Below are 24005 nucleotides of genomic sequence, written 5' to 3' on the forward strand. Positions count from 1 at the left end.
GAAAACAACTCCAATAAAAATACAGGTATTCTCCAAGGACCTACAATATCTCTGTAAAATTTGACAAAATTCTTGTTAATTCTGTCTTGAATCTTTGTCGATCCTTTTCTTGGAAAGGTTTAGGGCCTTTACCGAATACTCCTCTTCTTCTTGCCTTCGCATGTAAGAATCGAATATCCAAGGCAGTTTGAATCTCCTCTTCTCGAAACATAAAACCTTTAGGAGATAACACTTGAACACCCGTAGGAAGCAGCGTAGAGGCAAGACCAATATCTTGCGTAACTACAATATCTCCTTGACCTGCATGATTCATTATAAACAAGTCGACTGCTTCTTTCCCTGCATCAACATATTTCCAGCGAGCATATGTATACTCTTCTTTCAAGTAATGATCGTACGAAGCTACTAAGATAACAGCCGCTGAAAACAAAGAAGCAATTTCGACAATCTCCGATTTCACCGGACATGAATCTGCATCGACAAAAATTGTCGGAAAGACTTTTTCATTTTTATTAATTCTACATCACTCCACATATTCCTTCTTTAACCTATAATTTTGTTCAGAAAACTCGCTAGGAATAGGCAGAATCAAACAATTTAGCAAGTTAACTTAATAAAGTAAGATAGCAAGAAAAAATATTAATATTAAGGTAAAAAAGGAATTATGTCGAATTTTTTCGCAGGTTAACCTTGACATCTCACAATAAATAGTTTATTCGTTCAACTGCAAGTCTAAACCTAAAAAGAGATATTTTTATCACAATTTTTTATTATAGTATAAATATTATCATTTTGCCATAATTTTTTCTGATTATTTTTTTCCTTTCTTTCGAAAGAAATAGCACATAACCGAACGATTATGTGCTAAGACCTGCTCTTTTGAAAATAATTAATAATCACATTTGCTGTTTCTTCTACGGCTTTGTTTGTGACATCAATAACCGGACAACCTATTTTATTTACGACCTTTTCAAAAAAATCTAATTCTTCTTTTATACGATTAATATTTGCATAACTTGCCTGATCATTTAAGCCTAATGATATGAGACGTTCACGTCTTATATGATTTAATTTTTCTGGACTAATTTTCAATCCGAAGCATTTTTCCTTCGGTACCTTAAACAGTTCCTCTGGTGGATCTACTTCAGGAACAAGCGGGACATTGGCAACCTTTAACCGCTTATGTGCAAGATACTGGGATAATGGTGTTTTAGAGGTTCTGGAAACCCCAATTAATACTATATCTGCTTTTAATATTCCCCGAGGATCACGCCCATCATCATATTTCACGGCAAATTCAATCGCCTCAACTTTTTTGAAATAATCCTCATCCAATTTTCGAACTAGTCCTGGTTCACATAATGGAATTTTTCCAGTAAATTCTTGAATCTTATCCATAATTGGACCCATCAAATCGACAGCAGGTATCCCTTCTTTTTCTGCTCGTTCTTTCATGAATGTACGCATTTCAGGTTTAACAAGAGTATATGCAATCATCCCATTATCCAAGGAAACGAGTGATATAACCTCTTCAATATGTTCTTTATCTTCCACATACGGGAATCTTTTTAATGTCATACCTGATCCATTAAATTGACTAATTGCTGCTTTCGTAACCAGTTCAGCTGTTTCTCCTACTGAATCTGATACGACATATATTATGGGCGAATTCATCCTCCCAGATCATCTCCCTTATTTTAACTATTTTAAACCTTCTTCCCCTAGGGCAACAAAGGCTTTAGTAATATTCGTTTTAGTGACCCTGCCAATAACCTCATAGCCCTTTTCAGATTTTCTGACTACCGGCAAAGCATCTATTTGTTTTTCAATCAACTTTTTAGCAATCTCTATTAAAAGATCATCCCGTTCACACATCGTAATATTCGGCATTCTTGTCATAATAATATGAACAGGAATTGTAGTCAGTTCTTGTTTACCAATACTAGCACGCAACAAATCTTTTCTCGATAAAACACCAACTAATAATGAATTTTGGTCTACTACAAATAATGTTCCAACGTCCTCAAGGAACATCGTACAAATGGCATCATAGACAGATACATTCTCATTTACTACTACAGGAATCGATTGATAATCTTTCACATATATTTTCTGGAGATTTTCCGTTAATAGCTGTGTACCGGATTTACCAGTATAAAAGTAACCTACACGCGGTCTTGCATCTAAATAACCTGCCATGGTCAATATTGCCAAATCCGGTCTAAGGGTAGCTCTTGTTAGATTCAATTGGTCAGCAATTTGCTCTCCAGTAATTGGACCATTTTCCTTAACTATCTCTAATATTTGTTCCTGGCGTTTAGTTAATTCGATCGTTCTCACCACCTACAGCTATAATTTTCAGGTTATACATTAATAGAAATATTATATACTAATTGCCCTTCTATTGAAATAAATTGTGATCAATCAAATAAAAGGTGCGGTTTTAAGCCGCACCTTTTATCAGAATGAAATTTTTTCTTGTAAAAAACTTACAAGTTGGTCAATTGGTATTCTTGTCTGTTCCATCGTATCCCGATCCCTTACTGTCACCATATGATCTTCCTGTGAATCAAAATCATAGGTGATACAGAAAGGTGTACCAATTTCATCATGACGACGATACCTCTTACCGATTGAGCCAGCCTCATCATAATCCACATTGAAATGCTTAGATAATGTTGAAAATACCTCTCTTGCCCCATCTGATAATTTTTTCGACAATGGTAATACAGCTGCCTTAAATGGTGCAATGGCAGGGTGAAAATGCATGACAGTCCGAGATGTTCCGTCCTCCAGCTGTTCCTCATCATACGCATCAATTAAAAACGCAAGGGCTACCCGGTCTGCTCCAAGAGAAGGCTCGATACAATAAGGAATGTATCGTTCATTCGTTTCTGGATCAATGTAATTGAAATCTTCACCTGAGAATTGCATATGTTGTTTTAAATCATAATCTGTTCTTGAAGCAATCCCCCATAGTTCACCCCATCCGAACGGAAACTTATATTCAAAGTCAGTAGTCGCATTACTGTAATGAGACAATTCATCCTCAGAATGATCGCGAAGTCTTAAATTTTCTTTATTTAAACCTAATGACAACAGCCATTCTTCTGCAAACTGCTTCCAATAATCAAACCATTTCAACTCCTCTCCAGGTCGACAGAAAAACTCAAGCTCCATTTGCTCAAACTCTCTTGTACGGAAGGTAAAGTTACCTGGAGTAATTTCATTACGGAAGCTTTTTCCTATTTGCGCAATTCCAAAAGGAAGTTTTTTACGCATAGTACGCTGAACATTTTTAAAGTTAACAAAAATACCTTGAGCTGTTTCTGGACGGAGAAAAATTTCATTGGCACTTGACTCTGTAACACCTTGGAACGTTTTAAACATTAAATTAAATTGACGAATACCTGTAAAATCATGACTGCCGCAATCTGGGCAAGCAATATGATGTTCGTTTATTAACTCTTCCATTTTATCAAACGGAAGGCCATCTACAACCATTTCAATCCCTTTTTCTTCAAGCGCCTTTTCGATTAATTTATCTGCACGGTGGCGTGCCTTACAATTTTTACAATCAATCATAGGATCATTAAAGTTACCAATATGTCCAGATGCTTCCCAAGTCCGTGGATTCATCAAAATACTTGCATCTAAGCCTACATTATATGGAGATTCTTGAACAAATTTTTTCCACCAAGCGGCTTTAATATTATTTTTAAGTTCAACTCCTAATGGGCCGTAATCCCATGTATTAGCTAGACCCCCATAAATTTCTGAACCAGGAAAGATAAAACCTCTGTGTTTAGCATGTGAAACAATTTGTTCCATTGATACACTCATTGCTTTAACTCCTTTTTTCAAATAATAAATAAAAAACTCTCGACCCTATGCTTAAATAAAGCATAGGGACGAGAGTATACCCGCGGTTCCACCCTATTTGCCGCTAATAAAAAGCAGCCACTTTAAAAAATGTATACATCATTGCTCAGGAACGCCCTTCCTTAACACTCTATACCCTAGCTTCCACCATCCTAGGTTCGCTTTTATAGAGGATGTTAAGTACTCCTTTCCTTCAACGCAATTATTAATTTTAATGTTAATAATAACCAAAATAATATGGAATGTCAATAAGTGCTATAAAAGATTTCGAAACTCTTCCATTGAATTAAGAAATTTTTTCGTTTTAAAATGTAGACCTGAGTATTCTTCATAGTAGGCTGAAATCACTTTTTTTAGTTCCTCTTTTGTTTCATTCCTAACTGATATAGTACCTAATCTTGATAAATCAAAATAGTAAAACAACCTTAATAATTTAACAGTAGCTGGTGAAATTTTGAGATGATATGGGTCTTTGTCTAAACAGCGATGGCATAAAAATCCACCTTCACGAATTGAAAAAGAAAAATGTCCGTCAGTACTGGCACAAACGGAACATTGATTTAAAATTGGATATAATCCTAAAACATTTAGCATTTTCATCTCATAAATGTTCATTAAAATATCTGGGTCATTGCCTTCATTCAAATAGTGAAGCGTTTGAAATAATAACTCAAAATGAAAAGGATTTGGCTTTTTTTCCTCGGTACATTTGTCAGTTAATTCAACAATATAACTAGCATATGCAGTTAAAAAAATATCTTCTCCGATTGCTCGCATGGAGCTAATGATTTCTCCCTGCTGTAAATTTCCTAATCCCTTTCCTTTTTGAATTAAGAAATAACCATAAGTAAAAAGTTGGGTAATGGAAGAAAGACGGCTATTGGGCTTTTTAGCCCCTTTCGCCATTACGCCAATCTTTCCCCATTCCCTAGTATATATTGTTATAATTTTATTCGTTTCTCCATAATCCGTAGTTCTAATTATGATGCCTTCACATCTTTGAAACAAGACTTTCACCATCCAAGGGCGTACGACTTGCTAGATTGGATAATCGATTTGTGCTAGCTCTTCATCTAGTTTATTGGGTGTTTCGATTTCTTGTTTTTCTTTCTCCAATTCTTTAAAGAGGAGATATGTGTCAATATTACCTGTTTGGCTAAATATTTTCCACGTAAAATCCAACACGAAAACCCCACCTTTCAATATTTGACTAGCAATAATACAATCAAACCTTACATTTATCTTAGCCAGCCTACGCACTAATCATAATACGTAAATATTGTAAATTCTTTTTAGGCATATATTTCAGATGGTTATAATAACTTAGTTAAAGCGAATCCCTAATATTCGTCTTCATTAAAACCATATTCCCTGAGCTGCGACATTTTATTTCGCCAATCCTTTTGGACTTTAACCCAAAGCTCAAGGAAAACTTTTGAACCTAGGAGATTTTCGATATCTACTCTTGCGCGTTTTCCGATTTCTTTCAGCATGCTCCCTTGTTTGCCAATAATAATCCCTTTTTGGGAATCACGCTCAACAATAATAGTGGCCATAACATGAATAATGTTTTTACCTTCTTTGCGCTCCATTTTATCCATTACAACAGCCAGTGAGTGAGGAACTTCTTCCCTTGTTAAATGCAGAGCCTTTTCTCTTATCAATTCCGTAATAATAAACCTTTCAGGATGGTCAGTTACTTGATCTGCAGGATAGTATTGCGGTCCCTCAGGTAATATATCTTTAATTTGAGAAAGTAATCGCTCTACATTATTCCCCTCTAGAGCAGATATAGGAACAATTTCCTTAAAAGGATACTTTTCTTTATATGTTTCAATAATCGGCAACAATTCATCAGGGTGAATTTGATCAATTTTGTTTATAACAAGGAATACTGGTGTGTTAATGGATTGGAATTTTTCAAGAATATATTCTTCTCCACGGCCAAACCCTTCTTCCGCATTGACCATAAATAAAATTAAATCTACTTCTTTTAGAGTATTTTGAGCGACCTTCATCATAAAGTCGCCTAATTTATGTTTTGGTTTGTGAATACCTGGCGTATCGATAAATACCATTTGTACATCAGGAAGGGTTAATACTCCTTGAATTTTGTTTCGGGTTGTTTGCGGCTTGTCACTCATTATAGCAATTTTCTGTCCAATGACCCGATTTAAAAATGTTGATTTACCGACATTTGGTCTACCTATTATAGATATAAATCCTGACTTAAAGCTATTTTTTTCATGTATATTACTTAGCATGTAAATCCTCCGGTGAAAAAGCTCCTGGTAATAATTCTTCAACAGTAAGTTCTTGAATATCCCCTTTTAGATTCGTTAATACAACCTTCATGTCACGTGGACATAATTCTGAAATTACTTGCCGGCAAGCACCGCATGGAGAGCAAGGGCGTTCGGTATCAGCCACAACGGCCATTGCTTTGAACTCTCGATCCCCTTCTGAAAACGCTTTAAAAAGCGCAGTCCGTTCTGCACAATTACACATACTATAAGCTGCATTTTCAATATTACAGCCACCATATATTTTTCCATCTTTGGTTAAGAGAGCTGCTCCCACGGCAAATTTTGAGTAAGGAACATAGGCATTTTCTCTTGCTGCTTTTGCTTCTTCAATTAGTTGATTTATGTTCACTAGTCAATCTTCCTTTCCAGCAATTTACTGCTGTTTCTTTATTTTACATCAATTTGAAACCAAAATCATTAATTGTAAAGAAAAAATATCAAAAATTTTAAATTGTTGAAATATTCTCTAAAATAGAATTGATGATTCATTGGTTTAGTCATTTTATCGAATTTCTTAACTAATTTCAATTGTTCTTAATAGCTTAAACACATAAGGTATAAAAATGAATGCACCAATTATGATTGAAACAACCGCATAAACCAATACCGCACCTGCCGCCACATCTTTCGCCTGCTTTGCTAATGGTTTATACTCCAATGTAACGAGATCAACCACTCTCTCGATCGCGGTGTTTACCATTTCAAGACAAAACATCCCACTAATAAGTATCAGAACGATAAGCCATTCCATTTTATCAATAGAAAAATAAAATGACATCAATAATACAATACATGAACTTAGCAAATGAAATCTCATATTTCTTTCTTGCTTAACGACGGTTACAATTCCTTCAATTGCATATATGAAGGAATACCAAAATGGTTTATCCCTATGCTTCTCTTGTAAGCCCATACGCCTCTAAGATTTCCTTTTGTAGAGTGAACATTTCCTTTTCTTCTTCGTCAGTCATATGATCATAACCTAAAAGATGCAAAAAACCGTGAATTGCTAAAAAACCCAGCTCGCGTAAAAAGGAGTGACCATATTCTTCTGCCTGCTCCCTTGCTTTCGGTACAGAGATAATGAGGTCTCCTAAAATACGAGGCATATCTACACCAACTAATTCCATTTCACCTTCCCCAAGCTCTTCCATTGCAAAAGAAATTACGTCAGTTGGTGCATCCTTTCCCCGATAATCGCGGTTTATTTCACGAATTTTTTCATTAGTTACATAAGTAACGGAAACTTCACTATGTTTCTCAACCTTTAGTTTATTTGCAGCAAAATTTAACAATCTTTCTATTTCAAGTATTTGCTGTTCTGTTAATTCCTTTGTTTCATCTGTGCTATCAATCAGTAATGTCATGCTTGCTTCACCTTCTTTGTTAGTTCAGGGTATTCAATCCTTGAATGGAAGATTCCCTTTAATGTTTCACATAAAGTATAAGATACTGTTTCAATTTCCTTCATAGTGAGGTCGCATTCATTCAATTGCCCATCCTGTATACGGTCAGCAATGATTTTCTTTACAAGAGACTCAATCAACTCAGGTGTTGGATTAGGAATGGAACGCACTGCTGCCTCAACACTATCCGCAATTCCTATTACGGCACACTCCTTAGACTGGGCTTTAGGACCTGGGTAACGAAAATCCTCTTCTTTAATTTTAGAATGAGGATTCATTTGAAGTTCTTTATGGTAAAAAAATTGCAATAAGCTTGTTCCATGATGCTGCTCGGCAATATCAACGATTTCTTTAGGCATTTGGTATTTGCGTAAAATATTGGCCCCATCAACGGCATGAGCAATTATAATACTCGCACTTTTATCCGGTGTCAATCGATCATGAGGATTATCCTGATTCATTTGATTTTCTATAAAAAAGTGTGGCCGCTTTGTTTTTCCAATATCGTGGTAATAGCTACCTACTCTAGCAAGAAGACCATTTGCCCCTATTGCTTCACAAGCCGATTCCGCTAAATTTGCCACCATGACACTATGATGATATGTTCCTGGAGCTTCCATTAAAATCTTCCTCAATAAAGGATGATTTGGATTGGACAATTCAATCAGCCTCATGGTAGACAGTATTCCAAAGCTCGCTTCAAAAAATGGTAATAATCCTATCGTTAATACGGCAGATATGAGCCCGGAAACAAGAGCAGCAATAAAGTAATATCCATATTCAATCCCGGAAAAATGTCCATTGGGTAAAAACATCACTGCCAATAAGGTCATAAGATTTACCATTGCAGCAAATAATCCTGCTTGTAGGATTCTTGACCTTCGATTTTGATTACTTAAATAAAGGATACCTGCCAAGGAACTAAATAGTATATAAAATCCTACTGAGAAATTTAGTGTTCCAGACACTCCTTCATTAAATAAAATACTACCGCATAGTGAAAGGATTACGGATGTCAAAATAGCCAGTTTCTCATCAATTAAAATTTTTAACAGCATACCAGCTAATGCAGCAGGAAACAAATATCCTATCCAAGGATAATTATAAAATTGCAATAGACTAATAATCTTCATGAGAAAAATTGACAAAATAAAAATTAAACCAAACAACAAAAGATAAGTTTGTTTTTTTTCTGGCAAAGAAGATTTCATTAGATAAAAATTATAATATATAGCTGAAAGCATAATTACAATAAGTATGATTAAGCCAATAAACGGTTTATAAGTTTTTTCATTCTGAAGAAGGCCAACAAGCTTTAATTGACGATATATTTCTTGATCAATTAATTCCCCTTCTTCTACAATGACTTGTCCTTGAAGAATTTTAACCGGCTCTACGCTTTCAGCAGCCTTTTGACGAAGTTCTTCTGTAGCGGTAGGGTCATAAAATTCATTTTGTATGACTGCATATCTTCCCAGTTCAATAGCAGCCATTCTCAAATGATCATTCAAGGCTGTATACTTTAATTCTTCTTCCAGACTTTTTTTGGCATTCTCAACTTCATCCGCAGGGATTCTTTTCGTCATTACATTATTGATAGCAGTCACCGTTAAATCTTTAGCAATCGATAATTCATCATTACTAGCTTGTACTAAGGCCGTAAATACTTGGTTCGATAAATCCTTAGTCACTGTAGGTGTCAACTTTCCAGTTAACATCGTAATTTTTTCTGCCGTACTTGGTTCAGAGGTTGGTAAATGATCTTCAGCAGTTTCCTCCTCCGATTCCTTCATGTTTTCACTTATCTCATCATTAACTTCAGAGGCCGCATTAAATATAGAGGAAATGAGGTCTACTCGATTTTGGGCATATTCATTTTTTAATGTATAGACAGGTTGAACTTGATTGCGAGCCTCGGCCCGTTTTCTTTCTGTACTTTTTTTATCTTCAACAGTCCCGGGAGAGCGTATCGTCTTTTCTGCCACAGAAAAAAGATCAACATCCAACTTTTCAGGTTTTACATTCGTATACATTGCTGTATACAAAACAAGACCTAACACAATGAAAAAAAGGATTCGAAAAAAAGAAATATCCAAAAGTTTTCTAATTCGAATGAAATGCTGCTGCAGTTTTTCCAACAATATCCCTCCAACTACGGCTTAAAAAATTAAATGAAACATGTTTTGTCAAAAGTATTTTAGATAAAAACGAACTTTATGTAAAATGATAACAGTTTTTTGGATATATTTCACTATATTCCATATTGATTCACAGAAAAGTTATATTATTAAATCAAATAAGTAGGTTCCACAAAAGTCTTTATACCCTTCTTTTTGTAATTTAAACCGTAAACAGGGATGTTATTTGTTTTACACACAATTTGCGAGATTTAGAAATATCATTATTCAAAAATTTAAATAAAAAAGCTGATCCCAAAAAGTCATTAATAAGGACATTTGGGTCAGCTTCTCGAATTCTTTATTTATTTTCCTTTTTTATCATAGGCTTCAATAATTCTGCCTACTAGAGGATGACGTACTACATCACTTTGCTCCAAATAGACAAATGAAATGCCATTCACATTTTTCAATATTTCTTCTGCCTCAACTAATCCAGACTTTACCCCTTTAGGCAAATCAATTTGAGTGTGATCACCGGTAATCACCATTTTCGATCCAAATCCCAGTCTTGTCAGAAACATCTTCATTTGAGCATGGGTCGTATTTTGTGCTTCATCTAATATAACAAAGGCATCGTCAAGCGTTCGCCCTCTCATATAGGCAAGTGGAGCAATTTCAATCGTTCCGCGTTCAATTAATCGGCCTGTATGCTCTACCCCCAAAATATCGTGCAAGGCATCATACAATGGCCTTAAATATGGGTCAACCTTCTCCTTTAAATCTCCAGGAAGGAACCCTAGACTCTCCCCTGCTTCCACAGCAGGTCTAGTCAGAATAATACGATTTACTTGACCGTTTTTCAAAGCATTTACTGCCATTACAACAGCTAAATAAGTTTTACCAGTACCGGCTGGACCTATGCCGAATACTAAGTCACTTTTGTTAATGGCCATAATATATTGCCTTTGACCAAGTGTTTTAACCCGGATCGTTTTTCCTTTAATATTTTTGCCAATAACTTCATCGTATAAATTCACAAAATAATCGAGTGTTCCTTTTTCTGCCATCTGAATGGCATAAAGCACATCTCTTGGGCCTACATGAATACCTTTACGAATCACTAGCATTAATTTGTCTATAATCTGTCTAGCGACAGCAACTTGTGTTTCATCACCTGACAAGCTGACCGATTCGCCTCTTGTAATCATTTTGACGCCAAGCTCTTCTTCAATGATTTTTAAATTTTGATCTGAGTTACCAAGTAAAGCAATGGCCTCTGCCGGATTTTCAAGCTGTACATCAATAACTGTTAACTTCTCTGTCATTCACGAGTCTCCTTGGAAATCGGTTGTTCTACTGCGATGTTTTCAATCATTTTAAAATGTATATCCAGTATAACTTTACCATTTTTTACTTCCTTGTGTAAAATCTTTTCATCTTTAAACATAGCATCTTCATCCAATCGACTTTTTATTTCTTTTTTAGCCCTTTCTAAAGCAATTTGTTCCGCCTGTTCTTTCGTATAAGATCGGATAATATCTTCACTTTCACGAATAGTGGTTTGAATATAGGAAACTGGAAGCACCCATTTTAAAAAATGAAGTTTATAAATGGTCTTTTCCATTTCAAATTGCTTGTATTCTGGGTCTTTAAATCCCCAAATAGGTAACTCAAACTTTCCAAACGCAAGTGCATGTCTTTGTTTTTCATTTCCGTTTAATACTTTAAACTTCGTATCAAGCGGCTGCTCCACATGACTTTTATACCAAGTTTCCCCCCACACTTTTCCCTTGGCAGGGACGAGTTTCACGTTTTCCCCATCTTGTCCGATTTCACCGGATACAAGTAATTGTCCTTTTTGTACATAGTCATGAATATCAACGACCTTTTTGCCTTCTTCCACAAATGTTTTTACAATGATTGCCTTCTTTTTCGCCACAAGGTTTTGTGGGGATAGTTCCTTTTGTTTTTCTGGTTCGTTTTTTTCGACTACTTGTAAATGATAGGTTGTCCCCTTTAATTCCACACCAACCCATGTAAGATTTCCGACATTGTTAGTTAACTCTCTTTGTATTCCCTCTACATTTTTCACAAAAAATTGTAGTTTTCCAATTTTTACGCCCATCCTATCCAGTTCTTTGCGGATTTGATACTCAGTATCCGGTTTTGCACCTTTGATTTCTATACCCCAAATGACGTTTGAAAGAAGAAATATGATTAAAAGAAAGATAACCGCACCAGTAAGAAAACCGCTGTTTTTTAAGAGTCTCCTAAATAAAAACGGGACTCCTTTTCTTTTTAAAAATGTGATTTGACAATCAGTATGTCTAGCAAAATATCTGATGTTTTTGGCATCCTCAAGCTTCATTTGAAAAGTAATCGTTTCTGTACCATGCCGTTTTACATTCCAAATAATTATTTCATTCCTTGTGAGGACATTAATAAATCGCTCGATTCCTTTCCCGGTAATTTTAACCGTAACCATACCAAATAAAAAATCAATCCATTGGTTCTTCATTTTGTTCCTCCCGAATTTTCATTTATATACAAGACTTGATCAATTTTTCCTTCAAGTAAAATTTCTTCGGGTAGAATCGTCTTTATGACAAAAGATTTCCCCTTCACTAATAACTGTCCTTGTTTTAATAACAGTCGGAGTTCTTTATCTGTAAACGCTAGAAGCCCTCGATGATTTTCAATGTAAATATGAATTTGTCCGATCATGGTGATTCGTGGTAAATCCATCATGACATCTTGAGGAAGATCCATTTTTTTAGCCATCCAATTTCGAACCCGCTGGCCCCATTTTTTTGCCATAAAAAAAGAACCCCCTTTCATCTCATGTTTATGAAATGAAAAGAGGTTCTAGCACACCTTTTTCCAATTGAGCATCATGGAAATATCCTTACTCACAATGGTATTCTAAGAAACTTGAGCTTAAGAAATCAAGAGTGATGTAGACATCTCAATGTAATCCCTTTTTTTACCATGCTGTAGGCTTCTAACTGAGATCCAGGAATTACACTGAACTATAAAAGAGATTCACTAAGTCAAAGATATACTTACTTATTTTATTTAAGTAAAAAGACCACAGGTTTCCCTGTGGTCTTTTTGAGTCAGAATACTATGAAAGGTGTTGTTGTACAAATTTATTTACAAGCGCTCCATCGGCTTTACCTTTTACTTTAGGCATAATTGCTGACATTACTTTTCCCATATCAGCTTTTGATGTAGCGCCAACTTCAAGAATCGTTTGTTTGACGATCTCGGTCAGCTCTTCTTCAGAAAGCTGTTTAGGCAAATACAGCTCGACAATTGCGATTTCTGTACGAAGTTTTTCAACCAGATCTTGACGTCCGGCTTTATCAAACTCATGGAGGGAGTCTTTGCGTTGCTTTAATTCGCGAGAAAGGACTGTTAACTCTTGCTCTTCGGAAAGTTCTTTCACACCAAGCTTAATTGCCTCATTTTGCAAGGAAGCTTTTATCATCCGAATTACAGAGAGTTTGTCTTTTTCTTTGTTTTTCATCGCTTGTTTCATGTCATTATTTAAACGCTCGAGAAGACTCATGTATTACACCCTCTTAATACTTACGTTTTCTTGCTGCTTCAGACTTTTTCTTACGTCTTACACTAGGTTTTTCGTAGAATTCGCGCTTTCTTGCCTCTTGCAAAGTACCAGTTTTTGATACAGAACGTTTGAAGCGACGAAGAGCATCTTCAAGCGATTCGTTTTTACGAACGATAGTTTTAGACATTCTCTTTCCCTCCCTCCGAAACACAACACACTTACATCAATCCATTTACTTTGCAATTATAATATAACCTTTAAACAAGGTCAACTGAAATTCGCCAGTTTAAAACAAGTATGCACAATTTTTATACTTATTTTTTCACTTCGTTTTTATTTTCCTAAAAAAGTGGCATGTCCCCTCCTAAGTAGCCATACAATGAAAGGAGAGGTGAAGACATGCTATATATTGTATTATTTATCATATTTATTTTATTATTTATTTTCGGGATGACCATTATTAGGTTTGGATTGTTTAATTTATCAGCAAATAAATTAAAGGGTTGGTTGATCAAATTAACTGGAACCCCATTAAAAGGTTTGATCACCGGAACTTTTATCACCGCTCTACTACAAAGCAGTTCAGCAGTTATGGTTATTACCATCGGGCTCATTTCCGCTAGAATTATGACATTCCCACAATCAATTGGAATTATTTTAGGAACGAATATCGGAACTACTTTTAAAACGGAACTGATCACCTTTAATCTAGACCGTATACTTGTTCCTTTAGCGATTATAGGGGCGATCCTTATCCTATTTAATCATATTAAAATAAGAAGTATCGGTATGCTCTTCTTTGGTATTGCCTCTGTTTTCACTGCTATGAAAGGATTCGAATTATTAGCCCATCCATTAACAGAACTTTCAATGATCAAAGAATTTATTATTTCGATTAATGATAATATTATACTTAGTCTCTTAACAGGAGCCGTGATTACTGCGATTATTCAATCCAGTACTGCTATGACCGGAATTACAATGGGATTTTTAACAGCTGGGCTACTACAGCTTGATGCAGGAATCGCCATTGTTTTCGGAGCCAACATCGGAACATGTATTACCGCCTTAATCGCCTCCATTGGCGGAGGAAAAGAATCAAAATTAGCTGCGTATGCTCATATATGGCTCAATGTTTTTGGTGTCTTATTATTTACCCCTTTTATCCCATTGCTTACTGAATATGCACCTTATTTAGCAAGTAATAAGATGGTACAATTGGCTCATATTAGCGTTTTATTTAATGTTATCTCATCTTTGCTCGTATTGCCATTTGCTACTAAATTCGGAGAAATGATATTGTTTTTACATGATAGAAAACCAAATTCTCCAGTTATAAAGTAAAAGGACCGCACACGGTCCTTATTAAATAGCTGCTTCTTTTCTTGTAAATATTTCTTCCTTTACCTCAGCCCGATCTTCAACAACACGGACAAATTGACCTTCATTGTATGGATAACCGGCTTTTGTAATTTTTACCTTAACGATTTTCCCGATCATATCTTCTGTAGCAGGGAATACAACCTTTAAGTAGTTATCAGTGTAGCCAACATAAAGACCGGAATTCGCTTGCTCTTTAAACTCCTCTTCTGGAATCACTTCAAGAACTTCACCTTCAAATTGGGATGCATATTCTTTTGCAAGTTGATCAGATAAAGTTATCAAGCGATGAACACGTTCGTTTTTAATTTCTTCATCAATTTGATCTTCCATTCTAGCCGCAGGTGTCCCTGTACGTTTGGAATAAGGAAAAACATGAAGCTCAGAGAATTTATGTTTTTTAATAAAATTATACGTTTCCATAAATTCCTCTTCCGTTTCACCTGGGAATCCAACAATAACGTCAGAAGTAACGGCAAGTCCCGGAAGAACCTCTTTCAACCGATTTAATCGTTCAGCAAAGAATTCCATTGTATATTTACGACGCATTCTTTTTAATACTGTATTAGAACCTGATTGTAATGGAATATGCAAATGACGAACAACAATTTTTGAATGCTTAATTACCTCTATCACTTCATCCGTAATTTGGCTAGCTTCAATTGAAGAAATACGCAAACGCTCTAAACCTTTAACTTCTGCTTCTAAATCACGAAGTAGCATAGCGAGGTTGTAATCTTTCATGTCTTCTCCATAACCGCCAGTATGGATTCCTGTTAAAACAATTTCTTTATAACCTGCATCAACTAACTGCTGAGCTTGGCGAATAACTTCTTTCGGATCACGAGATCTCATAAGGCCGCGAGCCCACGGAATAATACAGAATGTACAGAAATTGTTACAACCTTCCTGAATTTTTAAAGAAGCGCGTGTTCTGTCGGTAAAGGATGGAACGTCAAGTTCTTCATACACACGATTCTTCATGATATTGCTCACACCGTTAATAGGCTGGCGTTCCTTCTTATACTGTTCAATATAATCAAGCATTTTCACACGGTCCTGAGTACCAATAACAATATCAACGCCAGGAATCGCCATAATTTCTGCTGGAGAAGTTTGAGCATAACATCCTGTAACACAAATAACTGCATCTGGATTTTTCCTAACTGCTCTTCGTATCACCTGACGGCTTTTTTTATCACCCGTATTTGTTACCGTACATGTATTAATTACATAAACATCTGCTATGGATTCAAATTCAACTCTCTCATAGCCTTCTTGTTTAAAAAGCTGCCAAATGGCTTCTGTTTCATAGTGGTTTACCTTGCAACCTAGTGTATGAAATGCAACTGTTGGCATAATTCTCACCTCAATAATTCAAAATGATAGGAAATAGCCGCTAGTGAATATAATGGGGCTGTTTCCGCACGTAAAATTCGTGGACCAAGTCCACAAAGACCAAAACCATTATTTTTTAATTGTTCAACTTCTTCAGCTGCCAGACCACCTTCTGGTCCAAACACAATAAGAAGTGATTTTCCAGGCTGCATCTGTTTTAAAACAGCAGAAAAAACGGAGGTTTCCCCGTTCCGACTTTCATCTTCAAATGCAACCAATTTATAGTCAAATTCCTTGCTTTTTTCCAGCAAATCTTTTAATCTCACAGGCGTTGATATCTTTGGCACCCTCACACGGTGAGATTGTTCTGCAGCTTCTTTAGCAATTTTTTGCCATCTCTCTACTTTTTTGGCTGCCTTTTTATCATCCCATTTAACAACAGATCTCGCTGCAGTAAATGGGATAAATTGATGAGCCCCTAACTCAGTCCCTTTTTGAATAATCCATTCCAGCTTGTCTCCTTTTGGAAGACCGCTTGCAATGGCAACTGAGATAGGAAGTTCGGAATCCTCTTCTTTCCATTGTACAACGTCTGCAACGACTCTTTCATCGGTAATTTCTGCAAGCTTGCATAAAGCTTGTCGTCCATCTGGATCAACACAAATAATTTGATCGCCTATTTCCATCCGCATCACTTTAACGATATGATGACGGTCATTTTCGTCTATGAAAAAGCGATCTTCTTTTGCTCGATGTTTAACAAAGTAGCGTTGCAATCCGAAGCACCCTCTCTAACACATAATACGATATATTTTACTAAAATTTATCAAAAATATAAAGAAAAAATAAAAGGGGACATAGCATCCCCCTACCATCAGCATTATAGCCTTTTTGAAATGATTGCAACCCAATCTTCCATTAAAATGGTTTCTACAATTTCAAATCCAGAATTCATTAAAGCTTCTTTTACTGAATCTTTTTTCTGTTGAATAATACCGGAAGTAATAAAATATCCTCCAGGCTTTACTACACGCGCAGCATCATCAGTAAACCTTAGAATTACTTCGGCTAAAATATTTGCCACAATAACATCTGCCGAGTTCTCTTCTACCCCATCTAGAAGATTGTTTTGAGAAACTGTCACAATATTGTTTACTTTATTAAGCTTAATATTTAATTTAGCTTGTGTTACAGCCACATCATCTAGGTCGTATGCTCTCACGTCTTCTGCCCCCAACATGGCAGCGGCAATACTTAAAACACCAGACCCGGTTCCAACATCAATCACTCTATCTCCAGGGCGGACCGTTCTTTCAATTGCTTGAATACACATGACCGTTGTAGGATGGGTACCAGTGCCAAAAGCCATCCCGGGATCTAATTCAATAATTAATTCATCACTGCTAACCGGGTGATAAATCTCCCATGTAGGAACAATGGTGAATTTTTCAGAAATCTTCACTGGATTATAATATTTCTTCCAGGCTGTTGCCCATTCCTCTTCATTTACTTCACTAATCGTAATTTTATTTTTTCCAACATCTATATCATAAATAATCAGATTATTGATCGACTCTTTAATAGCCTCTACAGTTTCTCCAAGAAAACTATTAACTGGCAAATACGCTTTAACAATGACCCCTTCCTCAGGGTAATCGTCCGGATTGAGTTGGTAAATTTCCCCGAATTGATCTTCCCTTTCTTTTGTCAATTCAAATGGATCCTCTATAACTACGCCGCTCGCCCCGGCCTCATGCAAAATATGTGATATAGGTTCGATCGCCTCATTGGTTGTGTGGATACTAATTTCAGACCACTTCATATTACCAACTCCAATACTTACTCGCCTTTAAAGGCCCGTTTTACTTTTGAAAAAAAGCTTTCTTCATGTCCACCAAATGGAGCATTTCCACTCGCTTCATCAAATTCACGAAGAAGTTGTTTTTGTTTTTCACTTAATTTTGTTGGGGTTATGATACGAACAAGAATATGTTGGTCCCCAACACCATATCCTCGAACGTTTGGAATCCCTTTTCCTTTTAAACGGAATTTCGTTCCCGTTTGAGTTCCCGCAGGGACTTTTAGTTTTACTTTACCGTGTAATGTTGGCACTTCAATTTCTGCCCCTAATGCAGCTTGAACGAAAGTAATTGGCATTTCACAATAAATATCATCGCCATCTCTTTCAAAGAATTCATGTGGACGAACATGGAAAACCACATACAAATCTCCAGGAGGGCCTCCATTAATACCTGCTTCACCTTGTCCAGCCATTCTTAATTGTTGTCCATCATCAATACCTGCAGGGATTTTCACATGGATTTTTTTCCGTTTTTTCACCTTTCCAGATCCACCGCAAGTTGAACATTTTTGTTTAATTTCTTTCCCAGTACCATTACAATAATGACAAGTTCTGCGATTAACAATACGTCCAAATGGTGTATTTTGTTCAATACTTATTTGACCTGAACCATGACAATGCCTACAAGTTTCTGGCTTCGTTCCAGGCTTAGCTCCTGAGCCATGACACGTTCCACATTCTTCTTCACGAGGAATTTCAATATCGGTTTCTTTTCCAAACGCTGCTTCCTCAAAAGAAATCGTCATTGTATATTGAAGATCCGCACCTTGTCTTGGCGCATTCGGATCTCGTCTACGTGAGCCGCCTCCGCCAAAAAAAGTATTAAAAATATCTTCAAAACCGCCAAAACCGCCAAAATCACTACCACCAAAACCACCGAAGCCTTGGTTTGGATCGGTATGGCCAAATTGATCATAATGTGCTCTTTTTTGGTCATCACTCAATACTTCATAAGCTTCTTTAATTTCTTTAAATTTATCCGCTGCATCCGGCTCTTTATTAATATCTGGGTGATATTTTTTGGACAATTTCCGATAAGCTTTTTTGATCTCGTCCTTTGTGGCATTTTTGCCTATACCCAGTACCTCATAGTAATCCCTTTTACTCATGATTACCACCACTCCCGAATCTGTCACATAAAAATTATTCTAACACCCCTAGAAAAGGATATCAATAAAAAAGCCAAAGCCGCTCATATAGACTTTGACTTTTTTACATTTACATCATTACTTATCGTCTTTTACTTCTTCAAACTCTGCATCAACAACATTGTCATCTTTTTTCGCAGTGGTACCTGCATCTTGAGCTCCTTGTTGAGCCTGAGCTTGTTGTTGAGCTTGCTCATACAACTTAACGGTTAATGCTTGAACAATTTCTTGTAAAGCATCTTTTTTGGCCCGAATTTCATTGATATCATTTTTCTCAATCGCCTGTTTTAATGCATCCTTCGCTTCATTTGCTTTGGAAACTTCGGAAGCATCTACCTTGCCTTCTAGTTCTTTTAAAGTCTTTTCAGTTGTAAATACAAGCTGATCGGCTTCATTACGAAGCTCAGCTTCTTCCTTACGTTTTTTATCTGCCTCAGCATTTTCTTCTGCTTCTCTTACCATTTTTTGGATTTCCTCATCTGATAAGCCAGTAGAAGATTTAATAGTAATTTGCTGTTCTTTATTCGTACCAAGGTCTTTAGCACGAACATTAACAATACCGTTTTTATCAATGTCAAATGTTACTTCAATTTGCGGAACTCCACGTGGAGCAGGTGGGATATCAGTTAATTGGAAACGTCCCAATGTTTTATTATCCGCTGCCATTGGACGCTCCCCTTGCAGTACATGAATATCTACGGCTGTTTGGTTATCTGCAGCAGTAGAGAATATTTGTGATTTAGATGTTGGAATAGTTGTATTACGTTCGATTAACTTTGTAAATACTCCACCCATTGTTTCAATTCCAAGTGATAGAGGAGTAACATCAAGTAATACAACATCTTTTACATCACCAGTGATAACACCACCTTGAATAGCAGCACCCATTGCTACTACTTCATCAGGGTTTACACCACGATGCGGTTCTTTTCCAATCTCTTTTTTGATTGCTTCTTGTACGGCAGGAATACGAGTAGAACCACCAACAAGAATTACTTTGTCAATATCTGCAGGAGTCATATCTGCATCACTTAAAGCCTGACGAACTGGTCCCATTGTACGTTCAACAAGGTGTGCAGTTAATTCGTCAAATTTAGCTCTTGTTAATGTCACTTCCAAATGAAGTGGGCCTGCAGGACCTGCCGTAATAAATGGTAGTGACACTTGTGTTGAAGTTACACCAGAAAGGTCTTTCTTGGCTTTTTCTGCAGCGTCTTTTAAACGTTGTAAAGCCATTTTATCTTGTGAAAGGTCAATACCATGTTCTTTTTTGAATTGGTCAACTAAATAATCAATAATCGCTTGGTCAAAATCGTCACCACCAAGACGATTATCACCAGCAGTTGCTTTAACTTCAAATACACCGTCACCTAGTTCAAGGATCGATACGTCAAAAGTACCGCCACCAAGGTCATAAACAAGAATCGTCTGATCTTGATCTGTTTTATCCAAACCATATGCTAAAGCAGCTGCTGTTGGCTCATTTATAATACGTTCCACTTCTAAACCAGCAATTTTACCAGCATCTTTTGTAGCCTGACGTTCCGCATCATTAAAATATGCTGGCACGGTAATAACCGCTTTTGTCACAGGCTCACCAAGATAATCTTCTGCATAAGATTTTAAATATTGAAGAATAATAGCTGAAATTTCTTGAGGTGTGTATTGCTTCCCTTCAATTTCCACTTTATGGGATGTACCCATATGACGTTTAATAGAAATAATTGTATTTGGGTTTGTAATTGCCTGGCGTTTCGCCACTTCACCTACTTGACGTTCACCATTTTTAAAAGCAACTACAGATGGAGTGGTACGATTGCCTTCAGGGTTTGGAATTACTTTAGGTTCGCCGCCTTCAAGTACAGCAACACAGGAGTTTGTTGTACCAAGGTCAATACCAATGATTTTGCTCATATACCATTTTCCTCCTTCAAATTTGTTATGTAGACTATTGATTTACTTTTACCATTGATGGTCGGATTACTCGATCCTTTAAAAGATATCCTTTTTGTAATTCTTCAATCACAATATTAGAGCCATAGTTTTCATCATTACCTTGCATTACTGCATGGTGATAATTAGGGTCAAATTCTTGACCAACCGCCTCAATAGGCTCTACACCTTCTTTTTTCAATGCATCTAATAGAGTGCGATAAACCATTTCCATTCCCTGGAGCAATGATTTTGTTTGATCATTATCTGCTTCAATTTGCAGTGCTCTTTCAAAGTTGTCTAATACAGGAAGTAAATCTGTCGCTAACTTTTGAGCTCTATATTTTTCGCTCGCCTCTTGATCTAATCTCGTGCGGCGTTTAAAGTTTTCAAAATCCGCCTGAAGTCGTAGGTAACGGTTGTCCGCTGCTTCAAGCTTTTCTTTTAACTCTTCAATTTCTTTTAAAAGCTCTTCACTGTTATCAGTAGCAGACTGTTCAGTTGTTTCCTTTTCCGTTTCTATTGACTGCTCATTCACTTCATCCTCAACAGCGGGTTTTGTTTCTTCATTGGTAAGTTCTGAATTAGTATTTTCTAAGTTTTCAGCTTCTTGTTCAACTGTCTTATTTTCGTTCGTCAACTTACTCACCTCCCTTAAAGAATCAAACACATATTACACCCATTTATCTTCACAATAAGAGGGGTGAAATGTTTTACTTTCACCCTTCTCAATATTACCATCATTATTACTCTTGATACAGCTTTGTAAACACCTCTGTCAAATCTCTGCTTATTATTTTTAGTAAGCTGATGACACGGGAGTACTCCATTCTGGTCGGTCCGAGGATGGCTATAGAGCCCAATTTTTCAGACCCCGCCGAATACGTAGCTGTAATTAAACTGCAATTATCCATAACCCGATCCTGATTTTCACTTCCAATTTTCACACTGATTCCAGCTGTATTACTACGAATCAAATTCGTAATCCATTCTTCTTGATCAATCATCGTTAAAAGATTTCGGATTTTTGTAATGTCATTGAATTCCGGCTGACTCAGCATGTTCGCCTTTCCGGCAAAGAAAAGTTTTTCATGGATCGGCATTTTTAGTGTTTCTGCAATTTGATGCAGCATTAAATCATAGTTATTTATATGCTGTTTTAACAGCGTCGCCACTTCTTTATAAATCTTATTATGCAAGTCCTCTAATGGAACTCCAGTTAATCTTTCATTTAAAATATTTACCATTTTTTCAATATCACTTGGGTCTACGGATACCGGAAGAGGAAATGTTCGATTTTCAACATGCCCGGTGTCTGTAACCAATATAGCAACGGCTGTTTCTTTATTTAACGGAATGATTTGGAGCCTTTTTAATTTATTCACACTTACCGCCGGTCCTAATACAATCGAAGTATAATTCGTTAACTCTGATAATATCTTCGCAGATTTTTGAATAACCTTTTCAAATTCAAAAATTTTCTCAGCGAAAATCGACTGGATAACGGAAATATCTTGTTGATTCAAAGCTTGAGGCGATAGTAAATGATCGACGTAGTATCGATAACCTTTTTCAGATGGAACTCGACCGGAAGATGTGTGAGTTTTTTCTATATATCCCATTTCTTCTAGGTCTGCCATTTCATTCCTGATAGTTGCCGAACTTAATGAGATTCCCTCTTTTTTCGACAAGGTTCTAGAGCCGACAGGTTGCGCAGATCGAATAAAATCATCAACAATTATCTGGAGAATCAACAATTGACGATCTGTTAACAACATTCATCACCTCTGTTAGCACTCCTAATCAACGAGTGCTAATTATATTAATAAATTATCAAAAAGGGGGAATGGTGTCAATGATTAAGCGCTAAGTTAAATCGTTCCTAAGAAAGCTTGAAATACTTCATTTCCCAACAGTTTTCCGGTTCTTGTTAAATAAATATAATCATTTTTCACTTCAATCCATTTTTTATCGACTAGTTCATTAATTTCCTTATTAAATAGTGTTAATGGATTTTGATTATATTTTTGATAAAACTGTGAGATAGAAACTCCTTCTGTTTTGCGCAGCCCTAAAAACATTTCCTCCTCCATTTGTTCAGTTGATGTAACAAAATGGTCTTCATAAATAGGAAATTCATTATTGCTGATTCTGTCGATATACTTTTTTATTGGACCAATATTAGAACGTCGAATTCCATTGATGTAACTATGGGCACCGGCTCCAAAACCGTAATAATGGTTATTATTCCAATAGGTTAAATTGTGCCGGCTTTCATATCCAGGAATGGAAAAATTGCTGATTTCATATTGCCGAACACCGTGTTTATCCATTTCATCCATTAACATCTCATACATTTGTGCTTCAATATCTTCCCCTGGTGTAGGGAGTTTGCCCTTTTTCATTAAATTATAAAACACAGTTTTTGGCTCGATAATCAACGAATAAGCAGAATAATGAGGAATATCTAATGAAAATGCCTTCTCTAATGATGCTTTAAAATCTTTTATTGTTTGATTAGGCAAGCTATAAATAAGATCAATACTTATATTGGAGAAACCCAATGATTTTGCTAAATCAATCGTTCGATAAACATCCTTTGCCCGATGTACACGGCCGATCCTTTCTAGCAATTCATCATTAAAAGTTTGGACGCCAAGACTTAAACGGTTAACACCTGCATTCTTTAATATTTGTAATTTATCTTTTGATAAATCACCCGGATTTGCTTCAAATGTAAACTCTATATTTGAGCTTTTTGGAAGGTTATTATTTATACTTTCACAAAGTACGTATAACTGCTTCTCATTTAAGGAAGTAGGGGTTCCTCCACCGACAAAAATCGTATCTAGCTCATTTGTTGGAAATTCTTGAAGAGTCATCTTTATCTCAAGATCTAAGGCATTTAGATAATTATCTACAGGCTGACCTTTTAAAAATACTTTATTAAAGTCACAATAATGACAAATATGTTCGCAAAAAGGGATATGGATATATGCCGCTTTTATCAATTTTTCAACCTCAATTCTACGAAACAAAAAGAGGCAGGAATCGCCTGACA

Annotated in this window: 25 protein-coding genes and 1 other annotated feature; of the genes, 1 reads left to right on the plus strand and 24 read right to left on the minus strand. The window is 36.2% G+C overall.

Annotated elements, in window-relative coordinates:
- Window positions 1-40: 40 nt before the first annotated feature.
- The 16 genes from G4Z05_RS12685 to rpsU all read right to left on the minus strand — a co-directional run bounded on the left by G4Z05_RS12685 (window position 41) and on the right by rpsU (window position 13472).
- Window positions 41-517 (minus strand): YaiI/YqxD family protein, encoded by a 477-nt coding sequence (locus G4Z05_RS12685; protein WP_163252240.1) that lies wholly within the window; start codon window positions 515-517, stop codon window positions 41-43.
- Between the two features lie 347 nt (window positions 518-864).
- Window positions 865-1674: a pyruvate, water dikinase regulatory protein gene (locus G4Z05_RS12690; protein ID WP_163252214.1), complete on the minus strand. Its 810-nt coding sequence runs from the start codon at window positions 1672-1674 to the stop codon at window positions 865-867.
- A 27-nt stretch (window positions 1675-1701) separates the two neighbouring features.
- Window positions 1702-2343: a transcriptional regulator CcpN gene (gene ccpN, locus G4Z05_RS12695; protein ID WP_038536218.1), complete on the minus strand. Its 642-nt coding sequence runs from the start codon at window positions 2341-2343 to the stop codon at window positions 1702-1704.
- 117 nt (window positions 2344-2460) lie between these two features.
- On the minus strand, window positions 2461-3843 hold the full coding sequence (locus tag G4Z05_RS12700; protein WP_163252215.1) for a glycine--tRNA ligase: 1383 nt from the start codon (window positions 3841-3843) through the stop codon (window positions 2461-2463).
- Between the two features lie 61 nt (window positions 3844-3904).
- Window positions 3905-4088: a binding site (T-box leader), on the minus strand.
- A gap of 49 nt (window positions 4089-4137) precedes the next feature.
- On the minus strand, window positions 4138-4890 hold the full coding sequence (gene recO, locus G4Z05_RS12705) for a DNA repair protein RecO (RefSeq protein WP_163252216.1): 753 nt from the start codon (window positions 4888-4890) through the stop codon (window positions 4138-4140).
- Between the two features lie 30 nt (window positions 4891-4920).
- Window positions 4921-5067 (minus strand): YqzL family protein, encoded by a 147-nt coding sequence (locus G4Z05_RS12710; RefSeq protein WP_163252217.1) that lies wholly within the window; start codon window positions 5065-5067, stop codon window positions 4921-4923.
- A 155-nt stretch (window positions 5068-5222) separates the two neighbouring features.
- The gene (era, locus tag G4Z05_RS12715) at window positions 5223-6146 is read right to left on the minus strand and encodes a GTPase Era (protein ID WP_038536230.1); all 924 of its coding nucleotides are present in this window, start codon (window positions 6144-6146) and stop codon (window positions 5223-5225) included.
- Window positions 6136-6537 carry a cytidine deaminase gene (locus G4Z05_RS12720; RefSeq protein WP_163252218.1) on the minus strand — a complete coding sequence of 134 codons (402 nt, stop codon included), beginning with the start codon at window positions 6535-6537 and terminating at the stop codon, window positions 6136-6138. The genes era and G4Z05_RS12720 overlap by 11 nt, the downstream gene beginning before the upstream one ends.
- 165 nt (window positions 6538-6702) lie before the next feature.
- On the minus strand, window positions 6703-7101 hold the full coding sequence (locus tag G4Z05_RS12725; RefSeq protein ID WP_163252219.1) for a diacylglycerol kinase family protein: 399 nt from the start codon (window positions 7099-7101) through the stop codon (window positions 6703-6705).
- A complete protein-coding gene (ybeY, locus tag G4Z05_RS12730) occupies window positions 7079-7555 on the minus strand; it encodes an rRNA maturation RNase YbeY (RefSeq protein ID WP_163252220.1) in 477 nt (158 codons plus the stop codon). Before ybeY ends, G4Z05_RS12725 begins: the two co-directional genes overlap by 23 nt.
- Window positions 7552-9732 (minus strand): HD family phosphohydrolase, encoded by a 2181-nt coding sequence (locus G4Z05_RS12735; RefSeq protein ID WP_163252221.1) that lies wholly within the window; start codon window positions 9730-9732, stop codon window positions 7552-7554. Before G4Z05_RS12735 ends, ybeY begins: the two co-directional genes overlap by 4 nt.
- Before the next feature lie 344 nt (window positions 9733-10076).
- Window positions 10077-11039, minus strand: a complete 963-nt coding sequence (locus G4Z05_RS12740) for a PhoH family protein (RefSeq protein WP_163252222.1) — start codon at window positions 11037-11039, stop codon at window positions 10077-10079.
- The gene (gene yqfD, locus G4Z05_RS12745) at window positions 11036-12232 is read right to left on the minus strand and encodes a sporulation protein YqfD (RefSeq protein ID WP_163252223.1); all 1197 of its coding nucleotides are present in this window, start codon (window positions 12230-12232) and stop codon (window positions 11036-11038) included. The genes G4Z05_RS12740 and yqfD overlap by 4 nt, the downstream gene beginning before the upstream one ends.
- Window positions 12229-12531 (minus strand): sporulation protein YqfC, encoded by a 303-nt coding sequence (yqfC, locus tag G4Z05_RS12750; RefSeq protein WP_038536250.1) that lies wholly within the window; start codon window positions 12529-12531, stop codon window positions 12229-12231. The genes yqfD and yqfC overlap by 4 nt, the downstream gene beginning before the upstream one ends.
- Window positions 12532-12838: 307 nt before the next feature.
- On the minus strand, window positions 12839-13285 hold the full coding sequence (locus G4Z05_RS12755) for a GatB/YqeY domain-containing protein (protein WP_038536252.1): 447 nt from the start codon (window positions 13283-13285) through the stop codon (window positions 12839-12841).
- A 13-nt stretch (window positions 13286-13298) separates the two neighbouring features.
- Entirely contained in the window at window positions 13299-13472 is a 174-nt protein-coding gene (gene rpsU / locus G4Z05_RS12760; RefSeq protein WP_163252224.1) for a 30S ribosomal protein S21, read from the minus strand.
- Window positions 13473-13684: 212 nt separating this feature from the next.
- Here rpsU and G4Z05_RS12765 point away from each other — a divergent pair, with 212 nt between their 5' ends.
- Complete coding sequence (locus tag G4Z05_RS12765; RefSeq protein ID WP_163252225.1) at window positions 13685-14629, plus strand: Na/Pi symporter; 945 nt, start codon at window positions 13685-13687, stop codon at window positions 14627-14629.
- A gap of 21 nt (window positions 14630-14650) precedes the next feature.
- Here the strand turns inward: G4Z05_RS12765 and mtaB are convergent, their stop codons facing one another.
- The 8 genes from mtaB to hemW form a co-directional block, all read right to left on the minus strand.
- Window positions 14651-16024: a tRNA (N(6)-L-threonylcarbamoyladenosine(37)-C(2))-methylthiotransferase MtaB gene (gene mtaB / locus G4Z05_RS12770; protein WP_163252226.1), complete on the minus strand. Its 1374-nt coding sequence runs from the start codon at window positions 16022-16024 to the stop codon at window positions 14651-14653.
- 5 nt (window positions 16025-16029) lie between these two features.
- Window positions 16030-16779 (minus strand): 16S rRNA (uracil(1498)-N(3))-methyltransferase, encoded by a 750-nt coding sequence (locus G4Z05_RS12775; protein ID WP_163252227.1) that lies wholly within the window; start codon window positions 16777-16779, stop codon window positions 16030-16032.
- A 104-nt stretch (window positions 16780-16883) separates the two neighbouring features.
- Complete coding sequence (gene prmA / locus G4Z05_RS12780; protein ID WP_163252228.1) at window positions 16884-17825, minus strand: 50S ribosomal protein L11 methyltransferase; 942 nt, start codon at window positions 17823-17825, stop codon at window positions 16884-16886.
- Between the two features lie 17 nt (window positions 17826-17842).
- Window positions 17843-18973, minus strand: coding sequence for a molecular chaperone DnaJ (gene dnaJ, locus G4Z05_RS12785; protein ID WP_163252229.1), 1131 nt, complete (start codon window positions 18971-18973; stop codon window positions 17843-17845).
- A gap of 117 nt (window positions 18974-19090) precedes the next feature.
- Window positions 19091-20926, minus strand: coding sequence for a molecular chaperone DnaK (dnaK, locus tag G4Z05_RS12790; RefSeq protein ID WP_163252230.1), 1836 nt, complete (start codon window positions 20924-20926; stop codon window positions 19091-19093).
- A 34-nt stretch (window positions 20927-20960) separates the two neighbouring features.
- A complete protein-coding gene (grpE, locus tag G4Z05_RS12795; protein WP_163252231.1) occupies window positions 20961-21584 on the minus strand; it encodes a nucleotide exchange factor GrpE in 624 nt (207 codons plus the stop codon).
- Between the two features lie 106 nt (window positions 21585-21690).
- Window positions 21691-22719 carry a heat-inducible transcriptional repressor HrcA gene (gene hrcA / locus G4Z05_RS12800; protein WP_163252232.1) on the minus strand — a complete coding sequence of 343 codons (1029 nt, stop codon included), beginning with the start codon at window positions 22717-22719 and terminating at the stop codon, window positions 21691-21693.
- Window positions 22720-22815: 96 nt separating this feature from the next.
- Window positions 22816-23955, minus strand: a complete 1140-nt coding sequence (hemW, locus tag G4Z05_RS12805; RefSeq protein WP_163252233.1) for a radical SAM family heme chaperone HemW — start codon at window positions 23953-23955, stop codon at window positions 22816-22818.
- Window positions 23956-24005 lie beyond the last annotated feature (50 nt).

This window comes from Neobacillus thermocopriae (assembly GCF_010975035.1).
Taxonomy (GTDB): domain Bacteria; phylum Bacillota; class Bacilli; order Bacillales; family Cytobacillaceae; genus Neobacillus; species Neobacillus thermocopriae.